Source organism: Puia sp. (assembly GCF_035546395.1).
Lineage (GTDB): Bacteria > Bacteroidota > Bacteroidia > Chitinophagales > Chitinophagaceae > Puia.
Genome location: NZ_DASZXR010000006.1, coordinates 439,814 through 457,556 on the forward strand (window position 1 = coordinate 439,814; position 17,743 = coordinate 457,556).

12 protein-coding genes are annotated in these 17,743 nt (G+C 54.8%); 5 read left to right on the forward strand and 7 right to left on the reverse strand.

The annotated features are described in order from the left end of the window. Position 1 precedes the first annotated feature (1 nt). Together VHE34_RS08085 and VHE34_RS08090 are read left to right on the forward strand one after the other, a co-directional pair. Positions 2-2,329, forward strand: coding sequence for a hypothetical protein (locus VHE34_RS08085; protein WP_325586539.1), 2,328 nt, complete (start codon positions 2-4; stop codon positions 2,327-2,329). A 175-nt stretch (positions 2,330-2,504) separates the two neighbouring features. Next, positions 2,505-3,806 carry a response regulator gene (locus VHE34_RS08090; RefSeq protein ID WP_325586541.1) on the forward strand — a complete coding sequence of 434 codons (1,302 nt, stop codon included), beginning with the start codon at positions 2,505-2,507 and terminating at the stop codon, positions 3,804-3,806. Here VHE34_RS08090 and VHE34_RS08095 read toward each other — a convergent pair. After that, on the reverse strand, positions 3,803-4,828 hold the full coding sequence (locus tag VHE34_RS08095) for a glycosyltransferase family 2 protein (RefSeq protein WP_325586543.1): 1,026 nt from the start codon (positions 4,826-4,828) through the stop codon (positions 3,803-3,805). The genes VHE34_RS08090 and VHE34_RS08095 overlap by 4 nt on opposite strands. Before the next feature lie 375 nt (positions 4,829-5,203). On the opposite strand from VHE34_RS08095, the gene VHE34_RS08100 reads away from it, so the two are divergent. After that, positions 5,204-5,611, forward strand: coding sequence for a hypothetical protein (locus VHE34_RS08100; RefSeq protein WP_325586545.1), 408 nt, complete (start codon positions 5,204-5,206; stop codon positions 5,609-5,611). A gap of 31 nt (positions 5,612-5,642) precedes the next feature. Here the strand turns inward: VHE34_RS08100 and VHE34_RS08105 are convergent, their stop codons facing one another. From VHE34_RS08105 to VHE34_RS08125, 5 genes are all read right to left on the reverse strand, one after another. Next, on the reverse strand, positions 5,643-6,020 hold the full coding sequence (locus VHE34_RS08105; RefSeq protein WP_325586547.1) for a hypothetical protein: 378 nt from the start codon (positions 6,018-6,020) through the stop codon (positions 5,643-5,645). A gap of 80 nt (positions 6,021-6,100) precedes the next feature. Further along, positions 6,101-7,423 (reverse strand): histidine-type phosphatase, encoded by a 1,323-nt coding sequence (locus VHE34_RS08110; protein WP_325586549.1) that lies wholly within the window; start codon positions 7,421-7,423, stop codon positions 6,101-6,103. A gap of 5 nt (positions 7,424-7,428) precedes the next feature. Next, positions 7,429-8,796 (reverse strand): hypothetical protein, encoded by a 1,368-nt coding sequence (locus tag VHE34_RS08115; protein WP_325586551.1) that lies wholly within the window; start codon positions 8,794-8,796, stop codon positions 7,429-7,431. 20 nt (positions 8,797-8,816) lie between these two features. Then, positions 8,817-11,642 carry a TonB-dependent receptor gene (locus VHE34_RS08120; protein WP_325586553.1) on the reverse strand — a complete coding sequence of 942 codons (2,826 nt, stop codon included), beginning with the start codon at positions 11,640-11,642 and terminating at the stop codon, positions 8,817-8,819. 190 nt (positions 11,643-11,832) lie between these two features. Next, positions 11,833-13,458 carry a tetratricopeptide repeat protein gene (locus VHE34_RS08125; RefSeq protein ID WP_325586555.1) on the reverse strand — a complete coding sequence of 542 codons (1,626 nt, stop codon included), beginning with the start codon at positions 13,456-13,458 and terminating at the stop codon, positions 11,833-11,835. A 196-nt stretch (positions 13,459-13,654) separates the two neighbouring features. Between VHE34_RS08125 and VHE34_RS08130 the strand changes: the two genes are divergently transcribed. Both VHE34_RS08130 and VHE34_RS08135 read left to right on the forward strand, forming a co-directional pair. Then, complete coding sequence (locus VHE34_RS08130; protein WP_325586557.1) at positions 13,655-14,437, forward strand: ABC transporter ATP-binding protein; 783 nt, start codon at positions 13,655-13,657, stop codon at positions 14,435-14,437. 22 nt (positions 14,438-14,459) lie between these two features. After that, a complete protein-coding gene (locus tag VHE34_RS08135) occupies positions 14,460-15,257 on the forward strand; it encodes an ABC transporter permease (RefSeq protein ID WP_325586559.1) in 798 nt (265 codons plus the stop codon). 37 nt (positions 15,258-15,294) lie between these two features. Here VHE34_RS08135 and VHE34_RS08140 read toward each other — a convergent pair whose 3' ends face one another. After that, the gene (locus VHE34_RS08140) at positions 15,295-17,658 is read right to left on the reverse strand and encodes an ABC transporter permease (RefSeq protein ID WP_325586561.1); all 2,364 of its coding nucleotides are present in this window, start codon (positions 17,656-17,658) and stop codon (positions 15,295-15,297) included. Between the last annotated feature and the right edge of the window lie 85 nt (positions 17,659-17,743).

Here is a 17,743-nt window from a genome sequence, read left to right on the forward strand (position 1 = left end):
AATGAATCGCTTTATCTATATCATCGGTCTCCTCCTCACCTCCTTCCTCAGCCACTCGCAACCGCAGGAAAAGCTCTTCATCCACACGGACAAAGACACCTACCTCGCAGGCGAGATCCTTTGGATGAAGCTCTATGTTGTCGATGGCGGCACCCGGCGCCCAGGGAGGCTCAGCCGCTCCGCCTTCGTCGAGATCCTCTCCGATGAACAAAAACCCGTCCTCCAGGCCCGCATCGCCCTGGACAGCGGTACCGGAAACGGCTCCTTCCAACTGCCCTTCTCCCTGCATTCCGGCAACTATCGGCTCCGTGCCTATACCAATTGGATGAAGAATTCGCCGGCCGACAGCTGGTTCGAAAAACAGCTGGTCATCCTCAATACCCTCCGAAACAACCCCGCAACCCCTCCAACCCCAACAACAGCCACACCCCCATACGATATCCAATTCTTTCCCGAAGGCGGCAACCTCATCGCCGGCACCCCCAACCACATCGCCTTTCGCATCGTCGACAGCACCGGCAAAGGCATCAGCGCCGAAGGCGCCGTAACCAACAACACCGGCGACACCCTCGCCCACTTCCGGACAAAACGCTTCGGCATGGGCGAGTTTACCCTCACCCCAGCCGAAAAAACCCGCTATACTGCCCAAATCCGCACCGGAAGCCTTCCACCCAGCCTCCACCCGCTCCCAATCCCCGAATCCTCAGGCTACGCCATGCACGTCGCCGATGCCGGTAACGGCAATCTGCAGATCGATATCCACTCGGCCGGCCAAACCCAGAATCTCCCGGTCCAGCTGCTCGCCCATACCCTTCGCCCCATCACTACCCGCCTAACAACCCCGGCTAACGGAAACGCGTCCTTCCTTATCCCGAAGGACAGCCTCCCCGACGGCGTCACCTGGCTCACCGTGCTGGCCGAACAGATCACCGGATCGATGATCCCGGTTTGCGAACGCGGCTGGTTCAAGGCCCCGACCCCGCTCAAACTGACAGTCGTCTCCGACCAACCCACCTATAATAAAAGGGAAAAGATCACCCTCGACCTCTCGGCGCAGGACGCCGGTAATACCCCGCTCAGCCTAAACGGTTCCATTGCCGTGGTCCTGCAGGACGATGTCCAGTCCGCCGGCGACCAGGATATCGTCAACTATCTCGGACTGGCCGCCGACTGCAGAGGACAGGTCGAATCCCCCGGTTATTACTTCTCGCCCCAAAACACGGACCGCGAAGACATCGCCTCCCTTCTCCTGATGACCCAGGGGTGGCGCCGCCTGAAAATGACGCAGTCGCAACCCCATTATATCCCCGAATACGGCGGCCTGCTCGTCTCAGGACACATCACCGATCGCCGCACCGGCGCATCCGCCCCAAATATCCCCGCCTGGCTAAGCGCCCCCGGCAAGCACTACCAGCTCGCTCGCTCCACCAGCGACGCATACGGCATCATCCTCTGGGACATGGGCGACCTCTATGGAGCCCGCGAGCTGGTCGTCCAACCAGCAACGACCGACAGCAACTACCACATCGAGATCACCTCCCCCTTCGCAGACGCCGCCACGAAGCCCGCCTTCACCCACCTCCCGCTACCACACCCCTCATCAACCCAGCTGCTCCAGCACAGCATCGGCGCCCAGGCGCAGAACGCCTATCAGGCCGCCCTCCGCCAGCACTTTACCCGCCCCGTCCAAACCGATACCAACGCCTTCTACGGCCGTCCCGACCGCCGCTATAAGCTCGACGACTACACCCGCTTCACAAGCATGGAAGAGGTCATCCGCGAATACGTAAAAGAGGTCCGCCTTAACACCAGGAAAGGAGATTTCGAGCTCCACGTCCAATCCGATCAGGCCAACCAGCTCTTCTTCGACGAAACCCCGCTCATCCTCGTGGACGGAGTACCCACCACAAACACCAACAACATCATCCGGTTCGATCCCCTGAAAATGCAAAGGATCGAAGTGGTCGCAAAACGCTATTACGCCGGCGGCCTGCTCTACGACGGCATCGTCAGCTATAACACCTATCAGGGCGATATCTCCGGCTTCCCCCTCGACGCAAACGCCTATACCGTCGACTATGACGGCTGGCAGCTCCACCGGGAATTCTACTCCCCGGTATACGATTCCAAAGAAAGGCAGACCTCCCGCATCCCCGACCTCCGCAACGTCCTCTACTGGTCCGGCGACATCCTCACCGGCCCGCAAGGCAAACAACAGCTTAGCTTCTATTCTTCCGATATGCCCGGCCGTTACTCGGTGATCGTCCAGGGCATCACCACGGACGGAAAAACAGGCAGTGCCGTCGCGGAGTTTAGAATTAACCCTTAGAGAGCATGTAGCCCTAACCGTCAGATTTTATAACCATCAAAGTGACGCAAATAAGCGAAAACCCTTATGACGGCCAAATAGGGCCGAAAGCCCAAAATACATCCCCTTAGGCGCCGTTAACCATAGACCCCGCGGTCCTATCCTATATTATTATTTAGCCCTGAAACCTAAGCAGATGCTGTCATTAACCATTAAGATAACAGTACTGGCCTGCCTCCTGTCGTCCTGTCTGGCATACTGCCTGGTCACCATCCGCAGGCTGAGAAAAAAATCCAGACAGCTGCAGTTCCTGGCGGACCAGCAAACCCGACTGGCCGAAGAAGCCATGCGTACCAAAAGCCTCTTCCTTGCCAATATGAGCCACGAGATCCGCACGCCCATGAACGGCATCACGGGCATGTCCTCCCTCCTCTCCCAGACCAACCTCACAAGAGAACAACGCGGCTATGTCGAAGTCATCCGCAGCTGCAGCGATACCCTGCTCACCGTGATCAATAATATCCTCGACTTCTCAACCATGGAATCCGGCAAGATCATCCTGGAAGAAAAAGAAACCGATCTCCGCCGCTGCGTGGACGAGGTATTGGAAGTGTTCATGGCCAGGGCCATCAACGCCGGCATCCTCCTCCACTGCCAGATCGAAGAAGACGTCCCCGCCCGCATTATCACCGACAACGCCCGCCTCCGGCAGGTACTGCTCAACCTCGTTGGCAATGCCATGAAATTCACCGAACAGGGAGAGATCTGCATCCGCCTCTTCCTTCCTTCATGGCCCCTCCCGCCCGATACTCCGCCCGGTCATGTCCAGATCGGCTTCGAGATAAAAGACACCGGTATCGGGATCGAGCCCGATCAGTTCAGCCATCTCTTCCAATCCTTCGCGCAGGCCGACTCCTCCATCAGCCGCAAATACGGCGGCGCCGGCCTCGGGCTGCCCATCTCCGAAAGACTGGTCCAACTGATGAACGGCCATATCGCCATCGATAGCACCCCCGGCGTCGGATCGACCTTTACCTTCACCATCCTCGCTCATCCCGTCGAAATAAATGCCCTTCCCGATAACGTTTCCATCCCCGTTCTCGCCAACAAATATCCGCTTTGTATCCTGCTGGCCGAAGATAACCCCATCAACCAGCAGCTGGCCCTGATCATCCTCACAAAAATGGGCTATAACCCCATGGTGGCCGTCAACGGAAAAGAAGTACTGAACCAGCTCGACAAGGCCCCCTTCGACCTCATCCTGATGGATATCCAAATGCCGGAAATGGATGGCCTCGAAGCCACCCGTCTCATCCGTCGCGGCGAAGGCCACCAACCCGTCATTATCGCCATGACAGCCAACGCCACCCGGCAGGACCGCGACGAATGCCTGGCAGAAGGCATGAATGACTACATCAGCAAACCCGTCGATCTCGGGCAGCTCGTGATCATGCTGAAAAAATGGGGCCATCTCATCAACGCCCCCCACAAAGTTTAGGAATTTGCCTGAAGCCCGTTTCCACCAATATCCTTGAACCGGTACCGGAACAGCAACTTCACATACATCTTGCACACAAAATAAGCCGTCGTGGGATTCGCGTCCATCCGAAAGGCCCTCTTCGCCTGCGCAAGCGCCTGCTGTGGATGATGGAAACCATGATAGACCATGTCCGAGGTCCGGGCAAAATACCGCGAATAATGCCGCTTCGCCCGCTCGTACAACACGGCCCGCTTATCCTCCGGGAGATACTCCTGAACGATCTCTATCGCCCGCTCGATATCCCGGATATTCTGCCCACTGCAAAAATAATTACTCGTTATATTATTCCTGTGGACCCGGTACTTGGCCAGATGCCTCGGGGAATGCGCCACCGGGTAGTACGCCGCGATCCGCACCCACATCTCCCAGTCCTCGCCATAATGGAAGGCAAAAAAACCGCCCAGACGCTCATAGACATACCGCTTCACGACCATCGCCGGCGGCTGCACCCGCTGACTCGAAGCGATCACGCTCAGCCAGTCCTCGATAATACACGGCCGGTCCGATAACGGCTCATTAGGATACAACACATCCGTCCGCTCGTCGACATGCAAGTAGCCGGTAAACGCGGCCCCAGCCTCGGGGTATTCATGGAAAAGAGCTTCTATCTCCTGATAAAACCCCGGCTTCACCAGGTCATCCCCATGTAATAGATGCACCCACTCCCCCGTGCTCCGGTTTAGACAGGTCTCGAAGTTCCGCAAGCTGCCCACATTCTTTTCCTGCCGGAAATAACCAACCCTGCCCTTCCCGATCTCGGCAACCAGCGCCTGCACATCGGCATCGGTGCTGCAATCGTCCACAACCTCTATCTGCATTCGGTCAGGACCCGGATCCTGGGCAAGTACGCTCAGCAAAGACTCCCGTAAATAGTTAGAGCAATTATAGGTCGGTATCATAACCGAGAACAATGGACGCCTGACTCCGGCGCCGACTGGAGCAATAGTGGGGGGTACTAAAGGAATACGTTCAATACTCATAGGGGCCACAGAAATCGTAAGGTTGAATATTTTCTCTATAGCACACAATATACCACCCTTTTCCGAAGCCTCAAACTGGGTTGGTTATCATTCAATACCAGACTACAACCACTTAATTTTCAGACCATTGCCTGAATACTCTACTCCGTTGACATAATAAACGGCGACTAAATACGGTTTCCACGCGCCGGAATTCCGTTCTACATTTGTGTAACAAAAGAGCAAAGCGGCGCCCAACCGCCCCCAAACAGGAAAATTGCTCACCCGGTTGTTCTCGCCATATCCCGATTGTCTCCTGCCATCCACTCCAAGACTATTGCCTGCCGAAAAAGTTTTTTTGTTAACAATTTTGTAAAGTATAAAAATAACAATAGTATGAAAGCAGTAGCAAAGATCGTAGCAGTAGCATTCACCGCAGCAGTAATCGTCGCCGGCAACCCCCTGACCACCCTCGCAAACGGTGGTGAGAACAAGAAGGCAGCAACCGAACAACAGGTAACCGTAAAATACCAGGGCGCCACTAACAACGCCATCGCTTTTAAGGTCGAATTCGAAAACCCCACCGGCGAAAAGTTCTCCCTCATCATCAAGAATGACAACGGGGACATCGTTTACCACCAGCAATTCAGCGACGCTCACTTCTCCAGGAACGTCTTCATCGCTGACACGGACTCTGACATCCACCCGACCTTCGTTATCCGCACCGCCGATAACACCGAGATCGTTCGTCAGTTCCAGGTTAGCAAGACCGTAACCGAGAACACAGTCGCAACTCAGCTCTAATTTATCCAAATTGATAAAAAGGTGGATCGGTTTACCGATCCGCCTTTTTGAATTTTACCCCGTTCAACGCATCCGCCCGCTGGTTGCAAGGGTCGGTGACCATGATAAAATTCAGATATTCCCCCTCGATACTCACCCGGTAAACACCCTCCCCGGCCGTACAGGGATACATCCCATCCAGGTCATTTATCTTCACCGTATCTTTCACCTGCTTCCACAACGACCGGACGATCATCTCCCCCGAGCTCGAAGTAGAAAAGCTCGTATCCGCCCCGATATGCATCGTCAGCGTATCATGCAACGGTTCCACATAGAATTTCCAGGCCGTATTGGCCAGCGACTGTGCCTGCAGATGGTTAGCTCCCACAGACAAAAAAAGAATAAGAATAGCGATCGCAAATAGGCGCATAAAAGAAAATTTTGTCCCGCAAATTAGCCGATCCGCCCACTTTCTATCCCCCAACGCTTAAACCTTAGCGATAGCTTAACCTACTTCAGCTCCTTCAACCACCCGACCATATCCCCCTGCATCCCTGCCTGCACAGCCTTCAACCGCTCTATGCAATAGCCACGCAACTCCTTCCACGGGTAATAAGGACCGCCTCCGATCGGCAACTCCACCTCCCGCTCATTGAGCAGCAGCTTCACCCGCACATCCTCGCCATTACTATAGATGATCCATTGGATATTCGCACTCAGGGGAATGATCCGCTCCGCCCGCCAATGGTCATGATACCGCGCAATACCCGGCGCCGCCACACTGGCCTCCGGGATACCCAACAGGCTCGCAAATGGCGATATCGCCTCGGCATGCGTGAACCGCAACACCGCATCCTTCCCCTCTGCCGCGACAAACTCATCGGTCGTCCGGACAAAATCAACAAGCAACGGCGCCGCCACCTTCACTTGTATCCCCAACGGATCACGCGCCGGCCCCTTCTCCAAAAAATCCTGCGCCCCATTCCGAAAGTCATCCCAAACAAGATCCTCCCGGCTAAATGCAAGCGAAAGATCAACACTATCAGCACTCCATCCCCGCTCCCTGATCTCCCCCGGCATCGAGAACTGCACCGAGAACAGATCGTAAAGGTCATCGGAAAAGGTCATTGCCTCCGCCGCCGTCCGGCCCTTCAAATACCCAGGCGTAAAGATCCGCTCGCTCACCGCCGCCGCAACCGCCGCCGTCCGCGCATCCCGATCCACCGAATCCATCCCCTTCTTCACCACATCCCCTTTTTTATATTTAAGGTAAGCCGGCGAAAGATCGTAGAACCGCAAGACCGCATCCAGCGAATCCGGCAGCCGCGACATCCGCACCGTCCCATGATATCCGCCGAGTCCCTGTAAGAACGCATCTGCGCTCTGCTTCGTCCGAATCTTATAAGTCATCACCACATCCAGCCCGCGGCCCTGGAAGACACCCGGATACCGGCCCCGCATCCGCTGCGCGATAGCCCGCTGTTCGGCCGCTCCCAGCAACGTGATATTCTCATATTGCCCCTTCTCGATAAGACAAAGCCGCTTCACCGCCGCCCGCATCCGGTACCCCAATGGGGTAAGCCCCTGTTTACCCGCCGCCTCGTCCAACACCCGCAATGTCCCGATATCCGCCCCGGCTTTGGTAAGATGTCTCGCCCCATGCCTGCCGACATAATTCACAAAGACCGGCCGGTAACCTGCGGGCGCGGTAGTAGACCGCCCCACCGGCGCCTCGTATGGGGTCTTCGTCCCTAAAAACAGCGGCGGGGACACAGCTGTCCGCTGTACCCACGCCGCAAACACAAATACAAGTACCCATTTGAATTTTCTCATGCCTCTTATTTTGTCGAACTCAGACTCGAAGTAAAATGCTTGTTGCCGGTCCCATCCGAAGGAAATGCCCCCATATCCACATTGGGACCCACTGTCGTAGCGCCGGTTACCCCACCCTGAGGCACCGTCTTCAAAGGCTGGAAGCCCGTAAACCCCTTGCCATATCCCGGACTGCTCGGCAACAACGTAAAATCATAACCGGCATCCGTCACGATCGCCATCGGCATTGCCGCAGCCGACAACGGCGGCGTGACCGTACTGTAGTCAAACTGGTCGACATTGTAGTTGACAAAATGCGGATTGTTATCTTTCGGCGTGGCGCTCATGATGTCCGCACCCTGCTTCACCCCCTTGCCGTCAGTGGAATAGAACTGTCCCAGCAGATAGGCGGCATTCCCATAAAACAACTGGTTGCTATATGTTATATTCGGAAGATCGGCGTCCGGCGTAAGCCGCACCCCAAACCGGCAGTTGACGATCACATTATTATATATCTTCCCGCCGGCTCCCTTCTCATAGTCGATAGACCCGCCCCGCCCCGTTTTGAGCTGACGGAAACCGCAGTTGGCCATCGTATTGTTGTACAAATACGTCTTGTTCTCTACCGGACCACCACCGCTATTGGATATCTTGAAGGCATTCGTCGCAGCGCCGATGATCAGGTTGTACGCTACATCCCCTACACAGCCATTCTTAAGGTTCAGCCCTTCCCCGCCCTTCGTTCCGCAGTCCTCAAAGGTATTCCGCATCACGCTGACATGTCCGTGCAATAACCGTATCCCGTCATCGGAGGTCCCAAAGATCCAGGAATCCTCGAGTATGATATTCCCATCGATATTGGTATACGACAAACTGTTGCGCGGGTCTGCGGGCGCAAACACATTCGGATCGGCATTGGCACCCGCCGGACCACCCGCAAACTCGATATGCGTCCACTTGATGACCACGTCCCCGCTGGTCTCGCCACACTGGATACCACCCCAAAGGCCCATACCGATACTCGCAGCGTTACGCAGATTGTCCGGCACTGTTATATAGTTATTGCTGTCGGCCGTTCCCACGCTGATAAAAGTGCCGTTACAGGTCACTTGCGGACTCGTCTGCGGCGTCTTACCATCGCCGATAGCAACCAGCCGGGAACCGGGCTGCATGAACAACGTATCCCCCTTGTTGATCGTGATATCCGCAGAAAAATAATAGGTCCTCCCGGAAAGCAGGGTCCCTGCGACGGCCCCCGTCAGTGAATCGCTGGTGATCGGATGGCTGGCCGTCTGCTGGGCAGGACTGACATACACCTTCGATTCCTTATGACAAGCCCCAATCGCAACCAAAACAGCCGCCACAACGCTCATCCTTAAAATACTCTTGTACATGATACTGTTTTTAAAAGAGATTAAAGTTTAAATTTCACGCCAAGCAGGTAATTGACCCCATAAGTATCCTTACGCATCAGGAGGTTCTTGCCCTCCTTCTGATACGGCGCATAGGGATTAATGTTTTGCGTATCGTAAGGCTGATGGACTTCGAGCTCATAGGGCGTGTTCAGGATATTGTTCACCTTGACGAAAACATACCAGCGACGCACAAGGCGCTTCTCGACCGAGAAATCCATTTGTGCAAACGCCTTTTGCCAGATGTCGTAGTTATAGTACTGCGAAACGGTATTGATCCGCGCACTCGTATACTGGAATGCCAGCTGCGCATTCAACCCCAGCTTGTTGTCGTCCTTGAACAGGAACGAGAGATTCCCGACGTGCTTCGACTGACCCTGCAGCGGCCGGCTTTGCTCGGGAGTACTGTGTATATTACTCCCCGTAGCCGCAACTTCACGCTGCTTGATAGTAGTGATCTTCGAATCGGTAAAAGTATAGTTCGCCTTTATCCCAAACCAACGCCAGAATTTGGTGATATCCAGTTCCGCTCCCTTGTTGTTGGCATTGCCAAAGTTCTCGGCCATATAAAAGGTGTTGTTGCTGGGCACCTGCGGCTGGGTTACGTCAGGGATATTCGTGATCGTATATTCGATGGGATTTTGGACTTTCTTGTAAAAGATGCCCACCAATAGTTGATCCAATCCCTTCGGATAATATTCATAACGCAGGTCGAAGTTGTCGGCCGTCGTCCGCTTGAGATATGGATTCCCCCTTTCCAATTGCCCGGTCTCCGGATCATAAAGGGTATGCGGTATCACTTCATAGAAGTTGGGCCGGCTGATGGCGGAATAATAGGACAGCCGCACCGCCTGCTTCCGGTCAAGGCTATATTTGATGTTGCCGCTGGGCAATACATCATAATAAGCAATGTCTCCGGTCTTACCACTTTGATCGGAAGGAAGAGCGCTGAGCCAGGTCAGATCCGTATGCTCATACCGCGCCCCCCCCGTGATCAGCCAGGGACCGGCCTCGATCTTCACCATCCCATAACCCGCGCCGACTTTTTCTTCGGCGGTATAGTTCAGGGGATTGCCCGGCGTACCCGTCGAATTATTCACAGTCCAGCTATTCTGGTTGGCATCCCCATTGTAGGTCTGTGTAATTGCGGTTGAAGCCGGGTCCAGGTTGTATGCATCGTATTGGCTGTTCCGGTTCTTATCCCGGTACATCCCACCGATCGTCCAATCTACAGAAGCCCCGCCGATCAGCGAAGCATACCGAAGATTCAAATACCCGCTCTTGTCCTCGTCGCTGCTATGCGTAAACTCCCGCGTCGACCGCTCCAGTGTTGGCTTGGTGATCACGATCGCACCCGTATAGCTGTCCGTCTGCGCTCCACCATCCCAATTGATCGTCCCCTCATCGGGCCGGTTCAATATAGCCTTCGAATACGCCCCCGTCCAGTCGAGGAAGAAATTGCTGCCGATCGCATGTTCTCCCTTCAGCGTAAAATTGATGATCTGCTGCACCTCATGCAGATCGCGATTGCTGTTGCTGACCCGGCCCAATCCCGGTCCCGTACGCCCCAACTCTAAATTGGTATCAGTGGCATTGCGGAACTCCTGCCGCATCAGGTTCATATAGCCTCCATAAAAGGCAAGCTTATTCTTATCATTCAGCTGGTAGTCCAACTTTAAATGCGTACCGCTTCGTTGCTGTTGCACCGAAAGATGGCGGACGGAAAGATCACCCAGCTGCCCCTTGCCCTCGACAAGCTCATCAGGTTGATCGAAAAGGATCGACTTGACATTCCGGAACGTGTTCTGAAAGCTTCCCGCGACCAGCACACCCAGCTTGTTCCCAAAAAGCCGTCCCCCAAGCGATAATCCCAGCACCTCTCCAAACGGATGGTGACTCTTGCTATGGAGAAAGGCATTATTGGGAAAATCCTTCATCGTCGCCTGGTAGCTGGGCCCATTCAACACCCGCGGCGACCGGTCCAAACTCCCACTCGTGCTAAATTTCTGAAAATCCTGCGTAAAAAAATCATTCGCATACCCCAACGCCCCACTCGCATTCACGGAGAATTTATTCGGAGCATCCTTCATGATCATATTGACGGCGCCGCCAATGGCATCCCCCTCCATATTCGGGGTCAGAGATTTCGTGATCTCCAACCGTTCTAACAGGTCCGCCGGAAAAATATCCAGCGGCACATACCGGTTCTTATTGTCCGGGCTCGGTATCTTGATCCCGTTCACCAGCGTATAGATATATCGCTTGTCCATTCCCCGGATGATCACATACTGCGCCTCGCCATTGTTACCCCGCTCCGTCGTAACCCCCGAGACCCGCTGCGAGGTGCTGGCCACCGAGAGATCCGGCGACACCTCGATCGCCCTCGCCGAAAGCGAATTCTGCACGATATCCGCCCGCCGGTCAGCCAGCTGCGAACCCCGATCGGTCCCCCGGCCACCGCCGGCCGCCGTAACATTCACCGTCGTCAGCTCTTTCTTACCCGGCTCCATGGTAAAATTCAAGAACTTGACCGTTCCATCCACCAGGTCCATCTCCTGGGAAACCCGCTCGTACCCGACAACCTTCACGGATACGGCATAATGACCCGAAGGAACATGCCGCAACACAAAACTGCCGTCAAGCCCCGCGATTAAATGAATATCTCTCTGCTTACCTTCTACGCCTTTGATGGACAACTCGATACTCGCCCCGGGCAAAGGCTCCCCGGTACGCTGATCTTTTACGGTTCCTGCAAACGGGGCAGTCTGTGCAAACACCGCCGTCCAGCCACCCAGGAAAAAAATAAGTAAAGGGATTAGTCGCTTCATATTAGCTGGTTTTTGTTTTCTCCCCAAAAATGCAATCCTGTAGAAACACTGGGAAAAAACGGGAGTGAACAAAATGACAACAGGCTCCCCAATACCGTATACGCAGCGGCAGCACCGTTAACAGACAACGCGCAACTCCTTATTTATCAATAAAAGACAGAGAAACAAAATCGCCATTACCAAATTGTTACTAGGCCCCTTGCACAAACGTGGTGAGGCTCTCATCGGCCCCAAGATTCAGCTTTTTCTTCAGCCGGTACCGCGACACCCGGAGGCTATCCTGGGAAATCCCCAGCAAGGTGGAAATATCGGCCGACGCCAGATTCAGCTTAATAAGCGATAAAAGCCGCATGTCATTCGCCGTAAGATCATCGGAATGTCGTTTGAGCGTATCGAAGAATTGCTGATGCACCTGCCCGAAAGTCTCCCGGAACTCCTCCCAGTATTGGTCATGGTTGAAGTTTTGGTTGATCTGCTGGATCAGCTGCGTCAATTGCTTCTTCTGGTCCCGCTTGTCCTCCTTAACAAGAAAGGCCAGCCGGTCCCGCAGGCTTTCCAATAGCTGGTTCTTTTGGATTACGTGTAAAGTATACGAGGTCAGCCCCTTCCGCTTTACCTCCAGTTCCTGGCTCTTGACATCCAGCTCCTTACGGTCTGTCTCCAGTTCCCGCTTGAGGCGCTCCTCCTCCAGTTGCTTCCGCGCCAGCTCAGCCTCCATCCGCTCATTCTGCCGCCGGACCATCATCCACCCAAGCGCTACCAGCAGCGACACAACGACGACCACGGCCACCGTCACAATAAGGGTGATATTCCGGGCATTCTCCAGCCTTACGATCTCGTCATTCTTCTTGTCGATATCGAAAAGCACGCTCAAAAAAGCCGTCTGCCGGGTATTTTCCTTACTATAAATATCGATGGTGGCCCGCCGGGACAGCTCGAGGTAATGATAGGCACTGTCTTCCTGGTGCAGCAGATCATAGGCCTTCCCAAGATCGCGATAGGCCGCCCCCTTCTCATAAAGATCGTTGGTCTTTTCCGCCAGCGCCAACGCCTTGCCCGTCTGCACAATGGCCTCCCGGTACCGGCCCGTCTTCCGGTAGATATCACCCAGGTTGTTCACGACCTCGATGCTGGCCACTTCCTCTCCCGCCTGTTCATACAGCTCCAGTGAACGGGTGAAATAATACCAGCTGGAATCATATTGTTCAAGATCCTCATAAATGCTTCCGACATTTTCATAGATCTTGGCCATCCCCTGCTTATGCGCGATCTGGCTATACTCTTGCAAGGCCATCCGCTGGAAATAAATGGCGCTGTCATACCGCCGCCGCTTCTCGAAAAGATGCCCGATGCGCCCATACGTATCTGCCATCCCCTCGACATTGTTCGTCTTTCGGTAAATACCCAACGCTTCCTCATATTGCGTCCAGGCGAGCGGGGTCTGCTTATTATAATAATAGACGATCCCCATATCGTTCAGGTTCGCCGCGACCCGCTCGAGGTCCGCGCTCCCACCCTCCCGGAAAAGCTTATCCGCCTGCCCATGAAAATCCAAAGCCTTGGGGAAATTGCCAAGATAAAAACAGATCTGGCCCATCTGCTGAAGACAGCTACCCGTTCCCAGCCGGTCCTTCCGCACCAACGCCTGGCTGTACATCTCCCGCAACAACAAAAAAGCGCTGTCAGGGAACCGTTTGCTGAGTCGTTGGGTATACACAAGCTCCGCCCGGTCGCCCTCCTGCGCCGAAACCCTCAAAGCAGTCAGCAGCGACATTATCAAGAGCCGCAGGATGCGGTTCGACCGAAGGTCAGACATTGTAAGCCGGCCAAAATATGACATGGAACGGCAAGATCGGTCTTTAATATTATGTAATTGTTAACCCCTACCCCGGCCGGCCAATGTCGCCGAAACAAAGGCCTTCGCCGTGAAATCCATTGATTTCACCGGCAATTCCCCCCATCACCGCCGCCCTCCCCTTGTCCCGTTGCCCCGCGCGCATTACCTTAGTACCATGAACAAGCCAACCAACCAGCCTGTCCTCGAAGTGGAGAACCTTCTCGTCCGCTACGGCAGCTTCCAGGCCGTCAAGGGAGTGTCCTTCGAGGTCCAACCTGGCGAGATCTTCGGCCTCCTCGGTCCCAACGGCGCCGGCAAAACCAGCACCCTCAGCGCCATCGAAGGATTGCTAAAACCAAACGGCGGCTCGATCCGCATTTCCGGCCACGACACCCGGGAACAACCGCTCCACGCCCGCGCCTCCATGGGTGTCCAGCTGCAGTCCACCAGTTTCCAACCCGAACTGAACATATCCGAGATCATCCGCCTCTTCGCCGGCATCCATGGCATCGAGCTCTCCAACGAACGCACCGCCGCCATCCTGGCCGATATCAAACTCGAAGACAGCGCATCCAAACGATTCGGCCAGCTCTCCGGCGGCCAGCAACAGCGGGTATCCCTCGTGATCGCCACGATCCACCAACCACCCCTGGTCCTGATGGACGAACCCACCACCGGGCTCGACCCCCAGTCCCGCCGCCAGCTCTGGGAACGCATCGAAGCCATGCGCAACAAAGGCCACGCAATCCTCCTGACCACCCACTCGATGGAAGAAGCCGAATCGATCTGCGACCGCATCGCCATCATCGACCACGGCCAGATCATCACCATCGATACACCCCAGGCCATCATCGACGTTAACCGCGACAATCCCGAGGTCATCCGCGCCTCCCGCAAAGGCCGCATCACCCTCGAAGACGTTTTTATCGGCCTCACCGGCGCCGCTATCCGCTCTTAACTCATCCGCAAAAAACACAAACATGTCATCCACGATAACAACCGCAGCCCCCATCACCCGGCAAAGCCGGCCTGCCCTCACCCTCCCCTCCGCCAAAACGGTCTTCTCCAGCCTCCTCAAGGCCGACCTCACGGCCCAGTGGCGCAACCGCCGCGCAACCATCATGGTCGTGCTGATCCCGTCCATCATTCTCATTTCCTGGAAAAGTATCGTCGCCTTCAAAGGCGGAGCGTTCGCCCTTTCGAATTGCATCGCCATCGGCCTCAATGCTATCGGGCTCATGGGCTACACCAACGCCATTGCCCGCGATCGCGACAAAGGCATCTTCCAACGCCTCCGCGTCACACCAGCTCCCCGCTGGACGATCATCGCCAGCCGCCTGGCAGTCCAGCTCTTCATGATCCTTATCACAACGGTGCTTCTTTTCGCCATAGGCTACCAATTCGATCACATCATCCTGAAAGCATCCAGCTATGCCCTCGGCTTCCTCACGGCCATCGTCGGCGGCGCCGTCTACCTGAGCCTCGGCCAGATGATCGTCGGCCTCGTAAAAACGCCGGAAACCGTCAACGTCACCACTCGCCTGGTCTTCTTCCTCTTTATCATGATCGGCCAGTTCGCCTCCTTCGGCGCCTTTGGGCCCGAGATCACAGCCATCGCCGACTGGTCCCCCTACGGCACCACAAAGAATATTCTCGCAGCAGCCTTCACCCCTGGCGCCTGGGTAAACCAAACCAATATGTACCTCCTCGCCAGCATCGGCTACACCGCAATTTTCACCCTCTTCGGCATCCGTTACTTCCGCTGGTCGACCAAATAATACTTCGGCCCGGGCGGTACGCCCGGGCCGAAGTCCCTTACTCACTCCGCAACGACCGCGCCGGATTCGCCATCCCCGCGCGTATCGCCTGAAAACTCACCGTAAACAAAGCAATCAACAGTGATAAAACCATCGCCATCGCAAACACCCACCACTCGATATCCACCCGGAAGGGATACCCCTGCAACCACTTGTACATCGCAAACCACGCGATCGGCGTCGCAATCCCAAACGATATCAATACCAGCATCAAAAACTCCTTCGACAACAAAGTCGTAATACCGGCCACCGACGCCCCAAGCACCTTCCTCACCCCGATCTCCTTTACCCGGTTCTCGGCCATATACGTCGCCAGCCCAAACAACCCCAGGCAGGAAATTACGACGGTCAGAACAGCGAACAGGGCGGCCAGCGTGCCGATCCGTCGCGTATCATCGAACTTCCGGGCATACTCTTCATCGACAATTTGATACTCAAAAGGATACTGCGGGTTGTATTTCCGGAAGATAGCCTCCATCTTCTTCAGATTCGCTTCGGTCGAATTCTTATTGTTAAGCCGGAGATTCAGACAATTATACCAGGACTGCTTCGCCCCAACGATCACCATCGGCTCGATCGGCGTATACGGCGACTCGATGATAAAATCCTTGATCACCCCCACCACGTGAAAGGCTACGTCATCATCCTTGATGGTCTGCCCGATCGCATTCTTGAAATGCATCGCCTTTACCGCCGACTCATTCAACAGGATACCCAGGCTGTCGGTCGGATAGTGCACGAGGTCCAGATCCCGCCCAGCCACAAGCTTGACACCCGTTGTTGCCACGACATTCTCATCCGCACATTCCCGGATAAAATCGGTCTTGTCATTGGGGTCCTTCCCCTCCCATACAAAACCCCAGGTATCACTATACCGTTGCGTCCACGGACTGTTGGTTCGGCATACCGCCGTAGCCACGCCCGAAGACAACAATTCCCTCCGGATCAGCTCATAGTTCTTCCCGATATCCCCGGTCATAAAATGATACACCATATTGGCTCTTTCATATCCAACCTCCCGGTCCTTCCCATAATTGATCTGCTGCGTCACGATGATCGTACAGATGATCAGGATGATCGCAAAGGTAAATTGCACCACGACAAGTACCTTCCTTGGGCTCACCAGGGCATTCGCCGCCTTGAATGTTCCCTTCAATACCTTCACCGGCTGAAAGGAAGAGAGGAAGAAAGCCGGATAGCTCCCCGCCAGCAGACCCGTAAATAAAATGAACCCTATCGCTGAAACCCAGAACCAGACACTCCCGAACGGAACATACAATTGCTTTTGTGTAAGCGTATTGAATCCCGGCAGGCTCAACAACACAATCCCGATCGCCACCAACGCCGCAAGGAACGAGATCAGCACCGATTCCCCGATGAACTGGGCAATAAGTTTTGACTTCGGCGCCCCGACTACCTTTCGGATCCCAACCTCCTTCGCCCGCCGCTCACTCCTCGCCGTGCTCAGGTTCATAAAATTGATACACGCAATGAGCAGGATAAAACTCGCAATGATGGCGAACAACCGCACGAATTCGATCAACCCTCCATCCTCGGCAGCCCCGGTGAACTTCGAATGCAGCCGCCACCGGCTAATGGGATATAAAAACATCTCCCACTTCTTTTCCGAACTGTCATACCGGGTCTTGATCACATTCATCTTGGGCGCAATCGACGCCAGACTCGCATTCTCCTTCAGCAACGTATAGGTCCGCGTCGAATTATTACCCCAATTTGCGTCATCGTTCCCCTCCCGGCGATTGTAAGGCCAGGGCAGAAGGTAGTCGAAATTGAACCGGGTATTGTTGGGCAGGTCCTTCAACACCCCCGTCACGGTATAATTGTCTTTATTATCGATCCTCACCACCTTCCCCATCGCATCCGCATTCCCAAAAAGCGCCTTGGCCGTCGACTGCGTGATCACAAGGCTATGCCCGTCATTCAAGGCCGTCTTCGGGTCCCCCTCCACCATCGGGAAGGTAAACACCTGTAAAAAGATGGAATCTACCACATTACCCTTGATCATCAATCTCTTGTCACCAATTTCAAAAAGCAGCCGCCGCTGCCAGTCCACCCGGCATACATGCTCCACCTCCGGGAAATCCCGCTGCATCGCATAAGCCAATACCCTCGGCGTCGTATTCCAGCAATGCAGACTCCCACTGAATTCCGCCCGGTTCCAGACCTCATAGATCCGCGCCCGCTTCTCATGGAATCCGTCATAGCTCACCTCATTCTGGATCCACAACAGGATCAGGATGGCGCTGGCCATACCGATGGCCAAACCGGCAATATTGATAAAGGAAAACCCCTTGTTCTTCCAGAGGTTGCGAAAGGCGACTTTTAAATAGTTGGTAAACATGGACCCGCATTTTTTTCAATAGGACGGGCATGGGATACAAAATGTTGCAGCAATTCTAACAAAATTCTCACTTTTTCCGCTTTAA

Bases quoted from the DNA above. Each gene is read 5' to 3' on its own strand.
- VHE34_RS08085 (WP_325586539.1), top strand. From the start codon at position 2: ATGAATCGCTTTATCTATATCATCGGTCTCCTCCTCACCTCCTTCCTC.
- VHE34_RS08090 (WP_325586541.1), top strand. From the start codon at position 2,505: ATGCTGTCATTAACCATTAAGATAACAGTACTGGCCTGCCTCCTGTCG.
- VHE34_RS08095 (WP_325586543.1), bottom strand. From the start codon at position 4,828: ATGAGTATTGAACGTATTCCTTTAGTACCCCCCACTATTGCTCCAGTC.
- VHE34_RS08100 (WP_325586545.1), top strand. From the start codon at position 5,204: ATGAAAGCAGTAGCAAAGATCGTAGCAGTAGCATTCACCGCAGCAGTA.
- VHE34_RS08105 (WP_325586547.1), bottom strand. From the start codon at position 6,020: ATGCGCCTATTTGCGATCGCTATTCTTATTCTTTTTTTGTCTGTGGGA.
- VHE34_RS08110 (WP_325586549.1), bottom strand. From the start codon at position 7,423: ATGAGAAAATTCAAATGGGTACTTGTATTTGTGTTTGCGGCGTGGGTA.
- VHE34_RS08115 (WP_325586551.1), bottom strand. From the start codon at position 8,796: ATGTACAAGAGTATTTTAAGGATGAGCGTTGTGGCGGCTGTTTTGGTT.
- VHE34_RS08120 (WP_325586553.1), bottom strand. From the start codon at position 11,642: ATGAAGCGACTAATCCCTTTACTTATTTTTTTCCTGGGTGGCTGGACG.
- VHE34_RS08125 (WP_325586555.1), bottom strand. From the start codon at position 13,458: ATGTCTGACCTTCGGTCGAACCGCATCCTGCGGCTCTTGATAATGTCG.
- VHE34_RS08130 (WP_325586557.1), top strand. From the start codon at position 13,655: ATGAACAAGCCAACCAACCAGCCTGTCCTCGAAGTGGAGAACCTTCTC.
- VHE34_RS08135 (WP_325586559.1), top strand. From the start codon at position 14,460: ATGTCATCCACGATAACAACCGCAGCCCCCATCACCCGGCAAAGCCGG.
- VHE34_RS08140 (WP_325586561.1), bottom strand. From the start codon at position 17,658: ATGTTTACCAACTATTTAAAAGTCGCCTTTCGCAACCTCTGGAAGAAC.